The organism is Chryseobacterium antibioticum, from assembly GCF_012927325.1.
Classification (GTDB): Bacteria; Bacteroidota; Bacteroidia; order Flavobacteriales; family Weeksellaceae; genus Chryseobacterium; species Chryseobacterium antibioticum.
The window spans coordinates 1-17,521 of record NZ_JABBGI010000047.1; the positions used below are offsets into that span (position 1 = coordinate 1).

The following is a 17,521-nucleotide window of genomic DNA, read 5'->3' on the forward strand; positions in this document are numbered from 1 at the left end:
TACATGCTTTAGCTCACAACCTAAGAAAGAAAGTGGCATAAGAGACACTTTTCAAACTGGAAAAAACTTCAAAAGAAAAACGAATAAATACAAAAAAAATCCGCCTCACTGGTTGTGAGACGGACTCATTGTTTTTTTAGTAGCAGATTGTAAATGACTGGTTGAAGGAATTGGGAGAGCTGGACAAACAATTCTGATCTTAATAATTAATTTTAGCATTCCCAAACTCTATTATACTCAAATTCTCAAATTTGATAACCCCGAACCGATAATTCATCATCGTTTATCAATTATCATTTATCACTTATTATTAAAGTTCGTATATTTGGTTAGTTTGTATACAATCAAAATTTTTTTAATGAAAAAGCTAAATATTGGAATACTTGCCTTTTCCGGCATTGTATTTTTAAACTCATGCGGAACGGCTAAAACTGTAGGTACAGAAACAAAAACTGAAACCACGGCTGTCGTTGCAGAACCTGTGAAAGAAGAAGTAAAAGAGGAGGGGATCAATTTATCTTATATGGATAAAAGCGTTCGCCCGCAGGATGACTTTTTTAGCTATGTGAACGGAAATTGGGTGAAAACTACTCAGATCCCTTCAGATAAAGCTAGCTGGGGTTCTTTCAATGCTTTGAGAGAGAATGTGGATGATGCTTCTCTGGATATTTTGAACAAAATTTTATCCGAAAGTTATGCCGAAGGATCGGAAGGACAGAAGATCCAGAATCTGTATGCATCTTTCATGGATGTCAATAAAAGAAATGCAGATGGATTGGCTCCTATTAAAGGAGATCTGGCAAAAATTGAGGCGATCAAAAACCTTAATGATCTGCAGAAATACCTTCTTGAAGCAACAAAATTAGGCGACAATTCTTTCTACGGATGGAGAGTGAGCGCAGATATGAAGAATTCTAAAATGAATGCGGTATATCTTGGCGGTCCTGATCTTGGTTTAGGAAGAGATTACTATCAGAAAGTAAATGAAGCCAATACTAAAACCTTAGCGGAATATCAGACCTATGTAGGAAAGTTATTTGGCGTTTTAGGACATAAAGATGCATCACAGGCTGCCCAAAATGTTGTAACATTTGAAAAACAGCTTGCCAACTACCTGTTGACGCTTGAGCAGAACAGAGATGCCAATTTGAGATACAATCCTAAAAATGTAACTGAGCTTTCAGGATTGGTTAAAAATGTTAATCTGGCTAAATATCTGAAGGATGCAGGGGTAAATACTGATAAACTGATCATCGGTGAACTGAAATATTATCAGAATATGGATCAGTTCGTCACTGAAAAGAACCTTCCTCTTCTGAAAGATTATTTGAAATATCATTTAATTAACGGTAATGCAAGTAACTTGGATGACAGTTTAGAACAGATCAGATTTGACTTCTATTCAAAATATCTTCAGGGCCAGAAAGAACAGCGTCCGATGGACAAAAGAGGACTTACTCTTGTAAATGGTGTTCTTGGTGAGGCTTTCGGTAAATTATATGTTGAAAAATATTTCACACCTGAGGCAAAAGCTCAGATGGAGACTTATATTGATTATATTTTAAAATCATTCAAAACACATATCAATGATATGGACTGGATGTCTCCAACTACCAAAGTTAAAGCTCAGGAAAAGCTTTCTAAATTTACAGTAAAGATCGCTTATCCGGACAAATGGAAAGATTATACCCAATTAAAAGTGGAATCTCCAAAACAAGGAGCCACATTATATTCCAATCTTCAGAATGTATCTGCGTGGCAGTACCAGAAAAGCCTTGATAAAGTAGGAAACCCGGTAGACAAAACAGAATGGGGAATGTCTCCACAAACTGTAAACGCTTATTACAGCGGATCCAACAACGAGATTGTTTTCCCGGCGGCTATTCTTCAGCCTCCTTTCTATAATCCTAAAGCTGATGCAGCTGTCAACTTCGGAGGTATTGGTGCGGTTATCGGACATGAGATCTCTCACGGATTTGATGACAGTGGTTCACGTTTTGACGGTGATGGAAACCTTAACAACTGGTGGACAGATGAAGACCGTAAGAACTTTGACGCAAAAGTAGGACAGCTGGCTGCTCAGTACAGTGCTTACGAACCGGTAAAAGGAAGTTTTGTAAACGGTAAATTTACAAGCGGAGAAAATATCGGTGACCTTGGTGGAGTAGCTGTGGCTTATGACGCCCTTCAGATGTACTTAAAAGATAAAGGAAATCCGGGGAATATCAGCGGATTTACTCAGGATCAGAGATTCTTTATGAGCTGGGCAACCGTGTGGAGAACAAAAGCTACCGACCAGTATATGATCAACCAGGTGAAGACAGATCCGCACTCTCCGGGAGTGTTCAGGGCATTCGGTCCGCTGGTTAATCAGGATGCATTCAACAAAGCATTCGATATAAAGCCTGGTGACAAAATGTATAAAGCGCCTCAGGACAGAATAAAAATTTGGTAGAATAACCAAAAATTGTTAGAAAAGAAAGAATCCGTCTCAACTTCATGTGAGATGGATTCTCTTTTTAATAGGCTTTCCTATAATTCCGCAGGACAAACCTTATTCCGGTTTCTATAATGTCTCCCATGGTTTTACAATATTTGAAATTGACATCGTAGGTAAGTCTTTGTAAAGCTGTTTTTAGCTCTGTAACATTGGCTTCCGGTGCAATATTTTCTTTTTTCATAATAGAAATAAGCTCATCGAATCTGTTTTGGCTACTGGTCACTCTTTTTACAATTTGTGAACGTACTTCTTTACGATACTGTTCTATAGAATTAGGCTTCAGTTTTTCTAGTACCATACTAACCATTTGGCTGTTTTCTTTGAAATATTGGGGAAGATAAACTTTCAAATTCCCTTCATAACTCTGCTGATCAAAATCGATAGGGCGGATTCTGTAAATAACCTGATCAAAATCGTGTATCGGAATAATAACATAATTATAAGAGCGCATGTCACCAAGCAGCCCAATGAGGCAACGTTCATTGAATTTTACAAATTCCTTGGAAATTTGTGCCTTTTCCGATTCTGTACAGTTGTGTAAATGTTTCTGAATGAAAACATCTCCGGGAATTCCTAAAATATGTTCTTCTATCAGGGTGTTTTTGTAAATCAGAAAATTGATCCGGTTGGGAGAAAGAAGGTCTTCTATTTCCAGTCCGTATATCCGTGAAGCATCAGCCTGTTTAATATAGAAATTGGTATAATTGTCGTTCAGAATATTTCTAACCCGAATTCGAAAAGGCTTAGAGTTTCCAAAGGTACAAAAGTCAATCGTATCTACTTTCAGATAAGGTAAAGTAGCCTCATCCCCGTCGGAATGAAGAAGAGTATAAATCTTATTTAAATTAGCCTCTATTTCTTTAAACTCATATTCAGAATACAATACCCCGAGCCACAAAGTATCTTTGCCCTCCTTATCCAGAATATTCACACTGTCACTGAATCTTAGCAGGTCTTCATATAGAAACTGAATCTTGGTGGTTCTGTTATGTTTTTCCAAATACAGCTCTAATGCTTCTGAAACAGGATATATTGGTTTTCTAAACGCGATCTTTACATCTTTCATGGCTCTGTTTACTTTATTTAAATATAAAGAATATTTTTTCCTCACGTCGGAGGAATTCCTATTTTAACATGTGTTTGATGTTTTTTTATAAACGCAAAATGCACCAGGATTTTATTTTATCTCCTTATGGTTTATTTTTATTTATTTTTTCATAGTTTAGTGATATCGTAAAGTCATGATTTTACGGCATATATATAATGGGTTAAATTAAATATTTCAAGAAAAATCTTGACAAAATTTTGTATGTTACAGTTTTTTTTTAAATTTAAACATTGGATTGGTAATTTATTTGATTCATCGGTAAATTACTCAAAGACAGATCCAAACCAAAATCAACAATCTCAAAATAACAATAATATGGCAATGTTTAATTATGGTGTTGGCGGCAACGAGGTAAAAGTAGACGCTAATGAAGCTATTCAGGAAATACAGGAGAACAAATCGCTGATAGTGAGCCAGCTTACTACAGAAGAATCTTATACCCCTGAAATCATCACAGGATTAAAGTCCGTAGACGATGTCTTCAGACATTTTCAGCCTTCTGTCGCTGTACAGCACGAAACAGAAGATGGAGGTGTAGTAGAAGAAGAATTCCGTTTTCAGAATCTTTCAGACTTCACCCCTAAAAATCTTACTCAGAAATCAGACTATTTGCAGCAGCTTAGCATGGAGCAGGAGCAGTACAATAAAATCGTACGTCAACTGAAGACCAACAAAATTCTGCGTAATATGCTTGAGAACGACCAGACCAGAGCTGCATTCATCGAAGTATTGAAAGATGTGGCACAAGAACTTGAAAAATAACCATTTACACTAAATCAAATCATGGATAGCAAATTACAGGCACAAGAAAGCCAACAGCAGGGTCAGCAGCAACACTCAGGGCAGCCGAAAGGCAACCCGCTTGCAGAGCTTAATAAAATGGGAGGTTTTGGCTTTGTTGAATCCGTTGTAGACGGTATCGCCAATATGAACCCTACTAGAAAAGCCAGGAAAGAAATTTTCCTGACAGATAGCAATAAAACAGACGAAAGAAAAGAACTTCTTCAAAAAATAAACCTTTGGGTAAGCCTTTTGGAAGGGAATGAATCTGCAGATAAAATGGCGGATACCTGCAAAACTAAAGCGCAGGCAGCCGATCAGAATTTAAAAACCAATCTGAAAAATACACTTGACTCAGTACGTTTGTTGGAAACCAACTACAGAACTGTAGCCCAATTCTATAAAAATACAGAATTGGATAAAGTGGATAACGTAAGCATCGTTAATGCAAGCCTTGAACAGGTTTCCGATCTGGATAATCCTTTATTCATCGATGCTATTTCCGAAGAATTCAAGAATTATTACGACCGTTTGGATCTTAGAGACAACTATTCTATCCTGGCAATCCCTGGATATTTAGGGTCAAACAAAGTCATTGAAAAATGGGCAAAGATCTGTAACGAGAATAAAGTGATGATGGTCACCGATTTCGCCAACCTTGATAAGCCGGATGACGTTGTAGACTTATTCCACTCAGCAAACCTTACCGGAGGCGAACTACACAGAAGTAACGTAATTATGACGTGTAACTGGCTTGTAGGGAGAGGAAGAGCTGAAGAAGTAGGAGAAGAAGACAACGTAGAGCTTCCACCATCCACTTCATTAGCTGGAAAGATCCACAAAACACTGATGTCTCAGGTAGCAGCAGGTAAAAAACACGGTAACATCAACGAAGTAGACGCTGTAAAATTCGAATTGAAGAAAAGTGAAATTTCTCAGTTAGAAAAAATGGGTCTTGTTCCGATGGTTAACGAATATGGAAAGATCATGGCATTTTCTGCTAAAACATTGTTTACAGGGGATAATATAGGTCTTCAGACTTATTCGGTAGTACGTGTATTTGATTATGTAACTAAAGTTTTACTGGACTTCCTGAACAGAAGAGCTTTTGAAAACTGGAATGCCAAGAATGAAGATGATCTGAGAAGACAGATTGTAACATTCCTTGATAATATCAAAGGTCCGGATAAATTGATTGAAAAGTTTAAAATCGTTCGTTTCGAGCAGGACAAAACAAATAAAGACAGAGTATGGCTTGATATCCGTATGACCCCTTATTTTCCTACAAAAAGTTTTGTTATTAAATTAGACGGACACAAAGGAGATGATGGTAACGAATGGGATGCACAATACACTCAGGAATAATAAGAACCTAATTTTAAATAATAAAACCGATGCATTTTTTCATCGGTTTTTTACTGCCAATTCATATGAAAATTAATGTAATCAAAAAAAGTTTAAGCTTCTGCCTGCCTGTACTCCTGCTGATTGTATTATCGGGATGTGAAAAAAAATACAAGGAACCGGATCATTATGCAGTGGATCTTTTTAAAGACGAACGTCAGGAGGGAAAAGCGTATATCATGAACGAAGAAGAATGTTTTGACGACAGCGAGCTGGTTATTGCAAGTTCAAGTGTAAAACTGACAGATAGCTCAAAAGGAAGAGGAAAAACGTTCTTTCTTTACAAAGTAAGAGACGGAAAAATGTTGAAAACAATAAGGGACTCAGTGGTAGATTATCCATTCACGTTCCTGTCTGATCAAAGACTTAAACTTAAAAATGACTCCATCTATCTTTACCTGAAAAAACTTGAAGGCTACCGTTTTATTGCCGCGGAAAGAAATCTTAGATATCAGTGGCTGAAAGCAGCTCCGGTATATTCTGTTAAAAAGGATAAATAATTTTATCTTTGCAGCACGGGAAGTGAAGTTGTATCAAATTTTTGAATGATATGATAAAAATATACTTCGACTCCGCTCAGCATGACAATCTACAGTCATCCTGCTGCAAGGCAGTTAAGAATTCCCGGAATTATTAAAACAGACAAAGATTTTTGGAAAAAGATAATAAAAGTTCAGATTTTCTTCATATTGGAAACAAACTGCTGGGCTGGTACGAAAAAAATGCAAGAGATCTGCCTTTCAGACAGACAAAAGACCCTTACAAAATATGGATCTGTGAAATTGTATTTCAGCAGACCAGGATCAGTCAGGGACTGAATCATTACAATAACTTCATTAAAAGATTTCCGGACGTCAAAACTCTGGCCGATGCCGAAGAAAATGAAGTGCTGCTTTATTGGAAAGGACTTGGATACTATTCACGGGCTATTAATATCCATAAAGCTTCACAACAGATCATGAATGACTATCATGGTACGTTCCCTGCGGATTATGATGAAATTTTAAAATTAAAAGGCGTAGGAAAATATACTGCAGCTGCCGTTTCAAGCATCTGCTTTGGAGGCAGAATGCCAGCTGTTGATGGCAATTTTTACAGGGTTTTAAGCCGCATTTTTGCTGATGATTTCGATATTTCCAACTCCAGAGCTTTTTCCTATTTCTCTCAGCTTGCGGCATTGGTGATGCCTGAAAATGTAGGAGATTTTAATCAGGCTATGATGGATCTTGGCTCAGAGATCTGTAAGCCTAAAAATCCTCTGTGTGGTGAATGTCCCGTGAATGATGACTGCCTTGCATTCTCTCTTGAAAAAACCTCAGATTATCCTGTCAAAACAAAAAAAGTAAAAACAGAAGATCTGGCTTTGACCTATTATTTTGTCCACAGACACGGGCAGTTTTTGATTCAGCAAAGGAAAGATGACTTCATCTGGAAGAAATTATTTGAGTTTCCGCCAACCATTTCTGCGGAGCTGGAACCATTTATAAGAAATGTAAAAACAATTACCCATAAACTTACCCATAAGAATCTGACTATTGAAATTTCAAACGTTGAGGTTCATTCAGAAGAGGTCTGGGACCGTTTTATCGCACAAAATAAGTATATCATTACAGACTTTGAAGGCTCTCATGATAAATCTTTTCCCAAGCCTTTGGAAAACTACATCCAAAACTCACTGAAAGACTGAAATTTGTCTCCCAAAATCTAAAATCTAATTTGTACTTTTGCAAAATGATAAAAAACGTCATTTTTATTTTTGTGTCACTGCTTTTAATTTCGTGCGGAAAAGATCATGTTCCAAAACCTTATGGGGAACTGCGTCTGGAATATCCGGAACCGAAATATCATAAGTTTGAAAATAACTGTGCCTATACCTTCGAATATTCAGATTTTGCATCCATTACCGATGCTAAAAAGCCGTGCTGGTACTACATCAACTACCCAAAAATGAAAGCAAAACTTTTTGTAACATATTATCCGATACAGAATGACTTTGCAGACCATATCAAAGAAACTGAGAAAATGGTCTATGAGCATACCGTAAAAGCAAGCTCCATAGATACCAAGTCATTTGAATATCCTGATAAAAGTGTTTACGGGAATTTCTATGAACTGAAGGGGCAGACTGCTTCCAATCTTCAATTTTACATTACAGACAGTACGAAACACTTCGTGACTGCTTATTTATACTTTAATACAAGACCGAAACCAGATTCTTTGGCCCCGGCAGTAAACTATATCAAAAATGATATGAAACATCTGCTGGACACTTTTGAATGGAAAAAATAATTGACTTTAAAATACATTGAAAAATATATGAAACTTTTAGTTGTAGGAAGCGTTGCATTTGATGCGATCGAAACACCATTTGGTAAAACGGATAAAATTTTAGGAGGTGCAGCCACTTATATCGGCATCACTTCATCTATTTTAGGTGTTAAATCCGGTATTGTTTCTGTTGTTGGAGGAGATTTCCCACAGGAGCACCTTGATATGTTCACAGACAGAGGTGTAAATATTGAAGGCATTGAGATCGTAAAAGAAGGAAAAACATTCTTCTGGTCAGGAAAATACCATAATGATCTGAATACCAGAGATACTTTGGCTACAGAAGTGAATGTTTTAGAGAATTTTGATCCGAAAATTCCAGATTCTATGCAGGATGCAGAAATCCTTTTGCTTGGAAACCTACACCCGGGTGTTCAGTTATCCGTATTGGAAAAAATGAACAACCGTCCTAAATTGGTTATCCTTGATACCATGAACTTCTGGATGGATTCAGCCTGGGATATTTTAATGGATATGATTGCTAAAACAGACGTTATTACGATCAATGATGAAGAGGCAAGACAGCTTTCCGGAGAATATTCTTTAGTAAAAGCAGCTAAAAAGATCCACACAATGGGTCCTGATTATGTGATCATCAAAAAAGGAGAGCATGGAGCTTTGCTTTTCCACGACAGTAAAGTATTTGCTATCCCTGCGCTTCCATTGGAAGAAGTTTTCGATCCTACCGGAGCAGGAGATACTTTTGCAGGAGGTTTTGCAGCGTATCTTGCTAAAAAAGGAAAGGTTGATTTCGAAACTATGAAGTCTGCTTTGATCGTAGGTTCTGCGATGGCTTCTTTCACCGTTGAAAAATTCGGAACAGAAAGACTGGAAGAAGTAAAAGAATCTGATATGTTCGACAGATTAAGACAATTCAAAGAATTAACGACATTCGATATCGAACTGCAATAAATAAGTCTTTTTAAGAAATATTTATAATAAAAAATTTAGACTAATTCGTTAAGAATTCTAAATTTGCAACTTGTTTAAAATAGTAAAATGACAAATAAACTAAAAATCACTTTTCTTCTTGGGATTTTCATGATGATATTCTCTTCAAACATGAATGCTCAGCTAAAACCAGGAGAGTTAGTGGATGGTATTGCTGCTGTTATCGGTGATGAAATTGTTTTGGAATCAGATGTGAATGAGCAGATGAATTATGCCAAACAGCAGGGAGCCTCTGAGACTGACAAATGTGAGTTCCTTGAAAACCTGATCAGCAACAAACTTCTTGTATACGAAGCAAAAAAAGATACATTGATTGAAAACCGCTCTGCTGCCATTAAAGAGCAGGCGAATGCAAAATACCGTCAATTGCTTTCTCAATTCCCGGACGAAAAGACAATGCTTACAGCATATAAATTCAGAAACGGCTTTGAAATGAAAAATGCTATCGAAAAGATCGATATCGACCAGTATTACGGACAGGCAAAATATCAGCGTATCACTGAAAAGGCAGATGTAACGCCAAATGAGGTGACAGACTTCTATAACCTCTACAAAATGCAGCTTCCGCAAGTAAAGGATGAAATTTCTTTAGCTCAGATCATGATGTATCCTAAATTGACAGAAGCTCATAAGGAAGATCTTATCAAAAGATTAAAGAAGATTAAGCAGGATATTGCAGGTGGAGAAACTTTCGAAAGCCAGGCAAGGATTTATTCTGAAGATGAGGGATCTGCTGCAAACGGAGGATTGTATAAAAACATCTACAAAGGACAAATGGTGAAGCCATTTGAAGCGGCGGCATTAAACCTTCAGGAAAATGAAATCTCAGATCCTATTGAATCTGAATTCGGGTATCATATCATACAGCTGATCAAAAAATCAGGGAAAGTATATGACGCAAGACATATTTTACTGAAAGCGACTCCTACTGATGACGAAATTAAAACAGCAAAAGTAAAATTAGACAGTATCAAAGGTCTTATCGTAGCCGGTAAGATTACATTTAAAGATGCTGCTTTTAAATTTTCAGATGATAAGAAAACGAAGTTCAATGCAGGAGTGATTGCAGGAGCAGACGGTTCTGATAAAATTGAAAGAGAAAGTATCCCGGGATCTATCAGTTATGAACTGGCTGGTCTGAACAAAGGAGATATTACTTCTGCTTTCGAAGATGAAGACAATAAGAGAAAAGTCGTTAAGATCATCAAGCAGGAAGATGTGATTCCTGCCCACCAGATCACAATGGAAACAGATTATAACAGAATCAAGCAGATGGCGCTTAATAAAAAGCGTAATGAAATGATTGAGAAGTTTGTCAACTCTAAACTACCGACAACCTTTATATCGATTGACGGACGTTATGATAACTGTAAGTTCAAAGCGAACTGGAAAAAAGAATCAATCAAAAAATAAATAGTGAACCTTCAGAATTTCTGAAGGTTTTTTTGTTTAAATGCACATATCATCTTTCTAAAAAAATTATATTTAGATCATAAATGTAAATCAATGGATGAACTTTTTTATAAGCAGAAATTTCAGGAAGCTGTTGACACAATTTCTGATAAAGAATTTGATGATGCAGGACTTCGACTATTCGTACATGCTATACTGGAATCCGTTGCTTTAAAAATATATAAGCCTGAATGGTCCAGTAATGCAGAATCTTTTTTTCGGTTTGGGTTAATGAAAAAACAATCAGGGAAGGTAGATTATATTACAATATCCATGCATTGAAACTGAGGAATCTGAAAGGGTATACAATACCGGCCAGAGATTTTGCCGAAAAATTTAGAATACGTTTTGAAAACGACCGGACCAATTGGGAGAATGTGAATGTACAATATGGTCCCCTGACTTTAATGGAAGGCTGGGTTGAATTAAAACCCGATCACATCCAGGATGACCTGCACAAATTGGCTCATCGTTTTTTAACAGTAAGCCCGATGATAGATGAAGTACTGAATAATTATCGTTTAAAACCATCGTAGATATCAATAATTTTACTCAACTTTTAATGACTGAAAACCGTTGTTTTTAGTATTTTTACGCATGAGCAATTTTATAGATTTCAATTCAGCAAAAAAACTTCACGACATGAAGACAGGTCAAAATAGAATTACAGAGCTTTTTAATATACAATATCCTATTATTCAGGCTGGAATGATCTGGCATTCAGGTTGGAAATTAGCTTCGGCGGTTTCTAACTGCGGAGGATTGGGAATCATAGGGGCAGGAAGCATGTATCCTGATATCCTGAGAGAAAATATTCAGAAATGTAAAATGGCTACAGATAAGCCTTTTGGGGTTAATGTACCCATGTTGTATCCCAATCTTGAGGAGATCATCCAGATTATTCTGGAAGAAGGCGTAAAGATCGTTTTTACGTCCGCAGGAAATCCAAAAACTTATACAGAAACCCTTCAGAAAGAAGGCATAAAAGTGGCCCACGTAGTTTCATCCACAAAATTTGCGGTGAAATGCGAAGAGGCCGGAGTAGATGCTGTCGTAGCAGAAGGTTTTGAAGCAGGCGGACACAACGGAAGAGATGAAACCACTACTTTTTGTCTGATTCCGAATGTGAAAAACCATATTTCCAAACCCTTAATCGCTGCCGGAGGAATTGCACTCGGCTCACAAATGAAAGCAGCCATGATCTTAGGCGCAGATGGGGTACAGATCGGTTCACGTTTTGCTGCCACCGTAGAAGCAAGTGCTCATGAAAACTGGAAAAAGAAAATTACAGAACTAAATGAAGGCGATACCCATCTTACCCTAAAAGAACTGGCCCCTGTAAGGATGGTTAAAAACAAATTCTTTGGCGAACTGGAAGACATATACCAGTCCGGAAGAGATAAAGAGGCTTTGATAGCTTCATTAGGCCGGGCAAGAGCAAAACGCGGAATGTTTGAAGGTGATATGGAGGATGGTGAGCTCGAAATAGGGCAGGTTTCTGCTTTAATCAATGATATACTGCCGGTAGAAACTGTTTTCAATAATTTACTGAAGGAATTTGAAGAAGCGAAAGTACCTGCACTGTAATAGAGGTTTGAATCAATGGAAGAGAGAATAATTGAAGTAAGAGGCCAAAAACTTTATACAGCATACAACAACTCATTAGAAGGAAAACCTGTTATCGTTTTTCTGCATGATTCCTTAGGCTGTACGCAGCTTTGGAGAGATTTTCCGGTGAAATTGTCGGAAGCTACAGGTTCTAATGTCTTAGTTTATGACAGACTGGGTTATGGAAAATCCGATCCAATGCTTACTCACGAAAGATCAGTTAATTATATGGAACTGGAAGCAGATCTGTTGAATGATCTGTTAGCGCAACTTAATATCAACAATGCCATTCTGTTCGGACACAGTGATGGTGGAACCATTGCGTTGATAACAGCAGCAAAGTATCCGGAAAGAGTAAAAACCGTCATCTGTGAAGCTGGACATATTTTTGTAGAAGAGGTTACATTAAAAGGAGTTTATGATGCCTGGGATGCCTACAGAACGACCAATCTGGCTGAACGTCTGCAGAAATACCACGGCGATAAAGTAGAAATGCTTTTCAAAGCCTGGACAGAAACCTGGACCCGCGATGACTATAGAAGCTGGAATATCGAATCCCTTTTAAAAAATATACAATGCCCCTTACTGTTCATTCAGGGGGAAGCTGATGAATATGGAACCTTTGATCAGGTTGAAAAAACAATTTCTCAGGTAAACGGACCTTCCGAAAAATATATCATTCCCGAAACAGGGCATACCCCTCATAAAGAAGTTCCTGAACTGGTTCTCAAAAAGACAACAGACTTTATTAAACAATACAGCTGATTACTGAATAATCATATGATAAAAGCACCTTAAAACAAGGTGTTTTTTTGTTTTCCAACATGTATAGCCCTGACTGAATTTTATGTGTACAGATTTGAGATGAATTTAACTGTTTGTATGGAATATACACATTATTAAAACGGTCAAATCCTTTTTTCGGGGTTATTTAATACGGATTTACACGACCTGTGTATTCCTATTTGTATAGTTTTTAGCGAAAATCAAAAAATAAATAATTTATATTCTTAATAAATTATAAATCCATTCCTCCGAAATTTTTAAAATATTTAACTGCTTTTAAATTGATAAAAGGTTAGTAAGACGGTTTGATTTTTCCAGTATTTATCAGGATGAAAATTACACAAAACATACAATGGAAATCACGTAAAGTGACATGGGTATTTGTATTTTTGAAATGTAAAAAGGTGATGCAGGAGATTTTAAAAATAAAATTTTGAAAAAAAATGTCCATAAAAAATTAAGAAAGATTTCGATTAATCTTTATTGACGAAATATAAAATAGTTGTGTTTGAAATGGATGCTTTGGAAGGAGGTGCGGCTTTTGCTGCATCTCTTTTTGTTATTGATATTCACAAAAGCTTAAGCTCGGTGGCTATATTTTCCTTTGCCTGAAGCTCATACTTGTCCTGAAACTCATGGGTTTTAAAAATACTTTCAAGTTCCAGAAAATGGCTGAGTACCTTTTTCCTTCCGGGCTTATAAAGAAGATCAGGATAAATGGAATATTCCTTTCTGATTTTCCGGGTATAATCCAGATAAATAGCTACATCTTTTCCAAGAATGGAGAGATCAGCATCCAAAAGATAATTGGTATCTCTATGGTCAGATTTTCCGTGTGCTTTTGTAGCTAAAATCTGTTTGGTGATTTTTGAAACCGCATCTTTATCTAAACCCAGCTGTTGAAGCCTGTCTTCAGCATATAATGCACTTTTTTCTTCATTGGATTTAGACGAAGCATTATAAATAATGTCGTGATAAAAAACAGAAAATGAAACAGCAGCAAAATCTTCAATACTGCTTTTTACAGTTCCCAGTTCACGGAACATATTTTCGAGATGGAAAAGATCATGATAATGCCGGCCTTTTTCAGAGTACTTTGTTTCAATTTCCTGCCAAAAGCTGCTGATAAGATCCTGGTCTTTCGAAAATGGAAGACAGAGATCTGTAAATCTTTCCTTTAGATTCATAGTGGGTGAAAATAAAAAAAGGAACTTTAAAAAGTTCCTTGATTTGCTTCTAGTACTGCTTTCAGGTCAGCCCAGCCTCCGCCGTTATGACCTTCTTTCAAGCCTTGTCCGTTAAGATATTCCAATGCTTTTCCGCTTCTGTTTCCACTTCTGCAGAATAAGATCACAGGCTTTTCAACAGATAAGATTTCTTCTTTTCTGTCTTCTACTTCACCCAGAGGAATATTTTTAGCGCCATCTATATTTCCGTCCATTTCAAGCTCCATTGGCTCACGGACATCTATCAATTCATAATTTCCTGACTGTATAACTTCTATTAAAGACATAACTGTTTAATTTTAGATTAAAAAATAAGAACGAAAATACGCAATTTTTTCCTGAAAAAACTCTTTATCAAAACTTAAATTTTCACAAAAAAGCCTTAAAATTTTGAGCTGATGAGCACTTGAATTGAAAAGCAGAAGATTGATAAATTAATCTTAATTTTGCAAGGTGAAAATTCTGAATTCCAGTGCCGAAAAATATTCCCAACTCATTAAGTCCAAAGCAGATCGTTTTGGGTTTCAGAGTTGTGGGATCTCGAAAGCAGAATTTTTAGAAGAAGATGCACCGAATCTTGAAAAATGGCTTAAAAATAATTTTCATGGCGAAATGAAATATATGGAAAACCATTTTGATAAAAGACTAGATCCAAGGTTGCTCGTAGAAGGTTCAAAATCTGTTATATCACTTTCCTACAACTACTTTCCAGAAGAAAAAATCTCAGCCTTAGAGAACTACAAAATCTCTAAATATGCCTACGCAGAAGACTATCATGAAGTGGTGAAAGAAATTCTCCGTGAAATGGTTTCAGAACTTCAGGAAGAAATAGGAGCGTTTGGATTCCGGGTATTCGTGGATTCTGCACCGGTTTTGGAAAGAAGCTGGGCCAGAAAATCAGGAATAGGATGGGTAGGGAAAAATGCCAATCTCATCACCAAACAGAACGGTTCTTTCTATTTTTTGGCTGAAATCATCTGCGATCTGGAGCTCGTTCCCGACCATGCGACGACAGACCACTGCGGAACCTGCAGAAAGTGTATCGATGCATGCCCTACAGATGCTATTGTTTCAGAAAAGATTATTGATGGAAGCCGCTGTATCTCTTACGCAACCATAGAGCTCAAAAATGAAATACCGGATTACTTCAAAGACAGAATGGAAGACTGGATGTTCGGCTGCGATATTTGTCAGGATGTATGTCCGTGGAACCGGTTTTCTGCTCCAAATAGACAAAACAGATTTGTCCCGAATGAATCGTTGAAAAATTTCAAAAAAGAGGAATGGAAAGAAATTACTCAGGAAATATTCTCTGAGATCTTCAGGAAGTCCCCTGTGAAGAGAACGAAATTTGCAGGTCTGAAGCGGAATATCGAATTTTTGGAACGTTCTTCAGATAAGCTTTAGGATAAATTTTTGGTGACAAATCCTTATTTGGAATTTTTTAGTTCCAAAACTTGGTGGGTAACTGTCCATCCCTTAAGCTGTACGTCTTAAGGAGGATAAGATCTAATTCAGTAAGAACTTTTTGAAAACTTTTCCTAAAAAGAAAAATTGACTTTCATGAGATGAGAAATCCCACAGAAAATCAACGTTTTTTTTGTACTCTTTTTGGAGCAATTTTCACTCTTACTTTAAATCTTTTTTGTGATTTTACATTTTTACGCATATTTGTGAATATTTCGTAACTAAATTTAATCATTTTTTGGATTAAAACAAATACTTTTACGGAAAATTGAAGATTAAATTGTATTAAAATATGACTGCGAAAATTGTATTGGTATATATCCTGAAAATCATAGGAATTATTTTGGGAATTGTCGTGCTCTATGTTATTTTGGGGCTTGTGCTGCCACTCATAGAAGTTTCTTCAGATGACGACGGACAGCCAAAAGATATCCCGATCTATATTTATACAAACGGTGTGCATACCGACATCGTAATGCCCGTGAAAAATGATCTTCAGGATTGGGGAGCAAAAGTTCCGTTTTCCAATACCAAATCAAAGAGTACTGATTATAATTATATAGGAATAGGCTGGGGTGATAAAGGTTTTTATCTTGATACCCCAACGTGGGCAGATTTAAAGGCTTCTACCGCTCTTAAAGCTGCATTCTGGCTCAGCGATTCTGCGATGCACTGCTCTTATTACAAAACGATGAAAGAAGGTGAGGACTGCAAAATGATTATGATCAGCAGAGACCAATATAAAAATCTGGTCAAATTTGTTGAAGGTAAATTTGATAGAGATCAGAACGGAAATTTTATCGTGATTCCTACTAATGCTGTTTATGATGTGAACGATGCATTTTATGATGCTAAGGGCACATACAGCTTCCTTTATACTTGCAACACCTGGGCAAACGATGCTCTGAAGGCAGCGGGGCAGAAAGCTGCCTTGTGGACACCTTCTGATTTTGGTATTTTCAGACACTATAAATAACTTTCAATGAAGCTAGTCACCTTAATTTTGGTTATTCACCTTGTGTTTTCGTGCACTAAAGAACGTAACGAAAGCAATCGGGTTCCGGAAATTTCCGCAGAAAAAGTAGAAAAAAGGCCCGAAGTGAATATTTCTGAAGTTGCGGATAAAGCGGAAGAAGCTTTAAAATTCTGTGTTTCAAAAAAACTCAGTACAGATTTCTGTATTCTGATCGATATGAGCCTGCATTCAGGAATCAAGAGGTTTTTTGTTTGGGATTTTAAAACGAAGTCGGTGATCAGGAAATATCTTGTAGGGCATGGCTGTGGTGTAAATTCATGGAGTCGTGACGACTCCAAAGACCATCCAAAGTTCAGCAATGAAGACGGAAGCCATCTTTCGTCCTTAGGGAAATATAAACTGCAGGGAAGAGGGCATAGTGAATGGGGAATTAATATAAAATATTTAATGCATGGTCTGGAGGAAACAAACAGCAATGCGTTGAAAAGATATATTGTTTTTCATTCATGGGACCAAATGAGTGACGATGAAGTTTTTCCAAAAGGTTCTCCGGAAGGCTGGGGTTGTCCCACGGTTTCCAATAACGCTATGAAAGAAATTGATCCTCTCATTCAAAAGACAGGGAAGCCTGTTCTGATGTGGATTTATAATGAATAGCAAAGGTGAATGACATTCATCATTTAAAAACGTATTCCCATCCGGTTCTGGATTGAATTTTTACGATAAAAGCCGCCCCTAAGGATAGTCATGGTCGGAAGAAATTCCGGTCATTTTTTTTTGCATTCTTATGTTTTGAAAACCTTTCCTAGATCCCCTCCCGCAAATACGATTAAAATTGCAGTAATCATATCCCGAAGTTCCATTTTGATGCGTCTTTTAGCGGTTTTGTAGCCCAAATCATTTGCTTTTTTATAGATCAGGAGCAGCATAGAAGC

At 36.9% G+C, this 17,521-nt stretch carries 18 protein-coding genes; 15 read left to right on the forward strand and 3 right to left on the reverse strand.

Going from position 1 to position 17,521, the window contains the following annotated elements:
- Positions 1 to 358 precede the first annotated feature (358 nt).
- Positions 359 to 2,455: a M13 family metallopeptidase gene (locus tag HHL23_RS21635; RefSeq protein ID WP_169236816.1), complete on the forward strand. Its 2,097-nt coding sequence runs from the start codon at positions 359 to 361 to the stop codon at positions 2,453 to 2,455.
- 64 nt (positions 2,456 to 2,519) lie between these two features.
- Here the strand turns inward: HHL23_RS21635 and HHL23_RS21640 are convergent, their stop codons facing one another.
- Positions 2,520 to 3,566 carry a hypothetical protein gene (locus tag HHL23_RS21640; RefSeq protein ID WP_169236817.1) on the reverse strand — a complete coding sequence of 349 codons (1,047 nt, stop codon included), beginning with the start codon at positions 3,564 to 3,566 and terminating at the stop codon, positions 2,520 to 2,522.
- A 357-nt stretch (positions 3,567 to 3,923) separates the two neighbouring features.
- On the opposite strand from HHL23_RS21640, the gene HHL23_RS21645 reads away from it, so the two are divergent.
- From HHL23_RS21645 to HHL23_RS21695, 11 genes are all read left to right on the forward strand, one after another.
- On the forward strand, positions 3,924 to 4,370 hold the full coding sequence (locus HHL23_RS21645; RefSeq protein ID WP_228464923.1) for a type VI secretion system contractile sheath small subunit: 447 nt from the start codon (positions 3,924 to 3,926) through the stop codon (positions 4,368 to 4,370).
- 21 nt (positions 4,371 to 4,391) lie between these two features.
- Positions 4,392 to 5,753: a DUF5458 family protein gene (locus HHL23_RS21650; RefSeq protein ID WP_169236819.1), complete on the forward strand. Its 1,362-nt coding sequence runs from the start codon at positions 4,392 to 4,394 to the stop codon at positions 5,751 to 5,753.
- A 65-nt stretch (positions 5,754 to 5,818) separates the two neighbouring features.
- On the forward strand, positions 5,819 to 6,292 hold the full coding sequence (locus HHL23_RS21655; RefSeq protein WP_228464925.1) for a hypothetical protein: 474 nt from the start codon (positions 5,819 to 5,821) through the stop codon (positions 6,290 to 6,292).
- 152 nt (positions 6,293 to 6,444) lie between these two features.
- Positions 6,445 to 7,479, forward strand: coding sequence for an A/G-specific adenine glycosylase (gene mutY / locus HHL23_RS21660; protein WP_169236821.1), 1,035 nt, complete (start codon positions 6,445 to 6,447; stop codon positions 7,477 to 7,479).
- Between the two features lie 44 nt (positions 7,480 to 7,523).
- Positions 7,524 to 8,081, forward strand: coding sequence for a gliding motility lipoprotein GldD (gene gldD, locus HHL23_RS21665; RefSeq protein ID WP_169236822.1), 558 nt, complete (start codon positions 7,524 to 7,526; stop codon positions 8,079 to 8,081).
- 27 nt (positions 8,082 to 8,108) lie between these two features.
- Positions 8,109 to 9,032 carry a PfkB family carbohydrate kinase gene (locus HHL23_RS21670; RefSeq protein WP_169236823.1) on the forward strand — a complete coding sequence of 308 codons (924 nt, stop codon included), beginning with the start codon at positions 8,109 to 8,111 and terminating at the stop codon, positions 9,030 to 9,032.
- An 87-nt stretch (positions 9,033 to 9,119) separates the two neighbouring features.
- Positions 9,120 to 10,484 carry a peptidylprolyl isomerase gene (locus HHL23_RS21675; protein ID WP_169236824.1) on the forward strand — a complete coding sequence of 455 codons (1,365 nt, stop codon included), beginning with the start codon at positions 9,120 to 9,122 and terminating at the stop codon, positions 10,482 to 10,484.
- A gap of 93 nt (positions 10,485 to 10,577) precedes the next feature.
- Entirely contained in the window at positions 10,578 to 10,805 is a 228-nt protein-coding gene (locus HHL23_RS21680; protein ID WP_169236825.1) for a hypothetical protein, read from the forward strand.
- Positions 10,802 to 11,059, forward strand: coding sequence for a hypothetical protein (locus HHL23_RS21685; RefSeq protein WP_169236826.1), 258 nt, complete (start codon positions 10,802 to 10,804; stop codon positions 11,057 to 11,059). The genes HHL23_RS21680 and HHL23_RS21685 overlap by 4 nt, the downstream gene beginning before the upstream one ends.
- Before the next feature lie 61 nt (positions 11,060 to 11,120).
- The gene (locus HHL23_RS21690; RefSeq protein ID WP_228464927.1) at positions 11,121 to 12,110 is read left to right on the forward strand and encodes an NAD(P)H-dependent flavin oxidoreductase; all 990 of its coding nucleotides are present in this window, start codon (positions 11,121 to 11,123) and stop codon (positions 12,108 to 12,110) included.
- Positions 12,111 to 12,125: 15 nt separating this feature from the next.
- Entirely contained in the window at positions 12,126 to 12,896 is a 771-nt protein-coding gene (locus HHL23_RS21695) for an alpha/beta fold hydrolase (protein WP_169236827.1), read from the forward strand.
- A gap of 590 nt (positions 12,897 to 13,486) precedes the next feature.
- Here HHL23_RS21695 and HHL23_RS21700 read toward each other — a convergent pair.
- Together HHL23_RS21700 and HHL23_RS21705 are read right to left on the reverse strand one after the other, a co-directional pair.
- Entirely contained in the window at positions 13,487 to 14,104 is a 618-nt protein-coding gene (locus HHL23_RS21700; protein WP_169236828.1) for an HD domain-containing protein, read from the reverse strand.
- A gap of 26 nt (positions 14,105 to 14,130) precedes the next feature.
- Positions 14,131 to 14,430, reverse strand: a complete 300-nt coding sequence (locus HHL23_RS21705) for a rhodanese-like domain-containing protein (RefSeq protein WP_169236829.1) — start codon at positions 14,428 to 14,430, stop codon at positions 14,131 to 14,133.
- Between the two features lie 175 nt (positions 14,431 to 14,605).
- Between HHL23_RS21705 and queG the strand changes: the two genes are divergently transcribed.
- The 3 genes from queG (at position 14,606) to HHL23_RS21720 (ending at position 17,243) form a co-directional block, all read left to right on the forward strand.
- Positions 14,606 to 15,550 carry a tRNA epoxyqueuosine(34) reductase QueG gene (gene queG, locus HHL23_RS21710; RefSeq protein ID WP_169236833.1) on the forward strand — a complete coding sequence of 315 codons (945 nt, stop codon included), beginning with the start codon at positions 14,606 to 14,608 and terminating at the stop codon, positions 15,548 to 15,550.
- 352 nt (positions 15,551 to 15,902) lie between these two features.
- Entirely contained in the window at positions 15,903 to 16,586 is a 684-nt protein-coding gene (locus HHL23_RS21715; protein WP_169236830.1) for a TIGR02117 family protein, read from the forward strand.
- Between the two features lie 6 nt (positions 16,587 to 16,592).
- A complete protein-coding gene (locus HHL23_RS21720; RefSeq protein ID WP_169236831.1) occupies positions 16,593 to 17,243 on the forward strand; it encodes a murein L,D-transpeptidase catalytic domain-containing protein in 651 nt (216 codons plus the stop codon).
- The last annotated feature ends 278 nt before the right edge of the window (positions 17,244 to 17,521 follow it).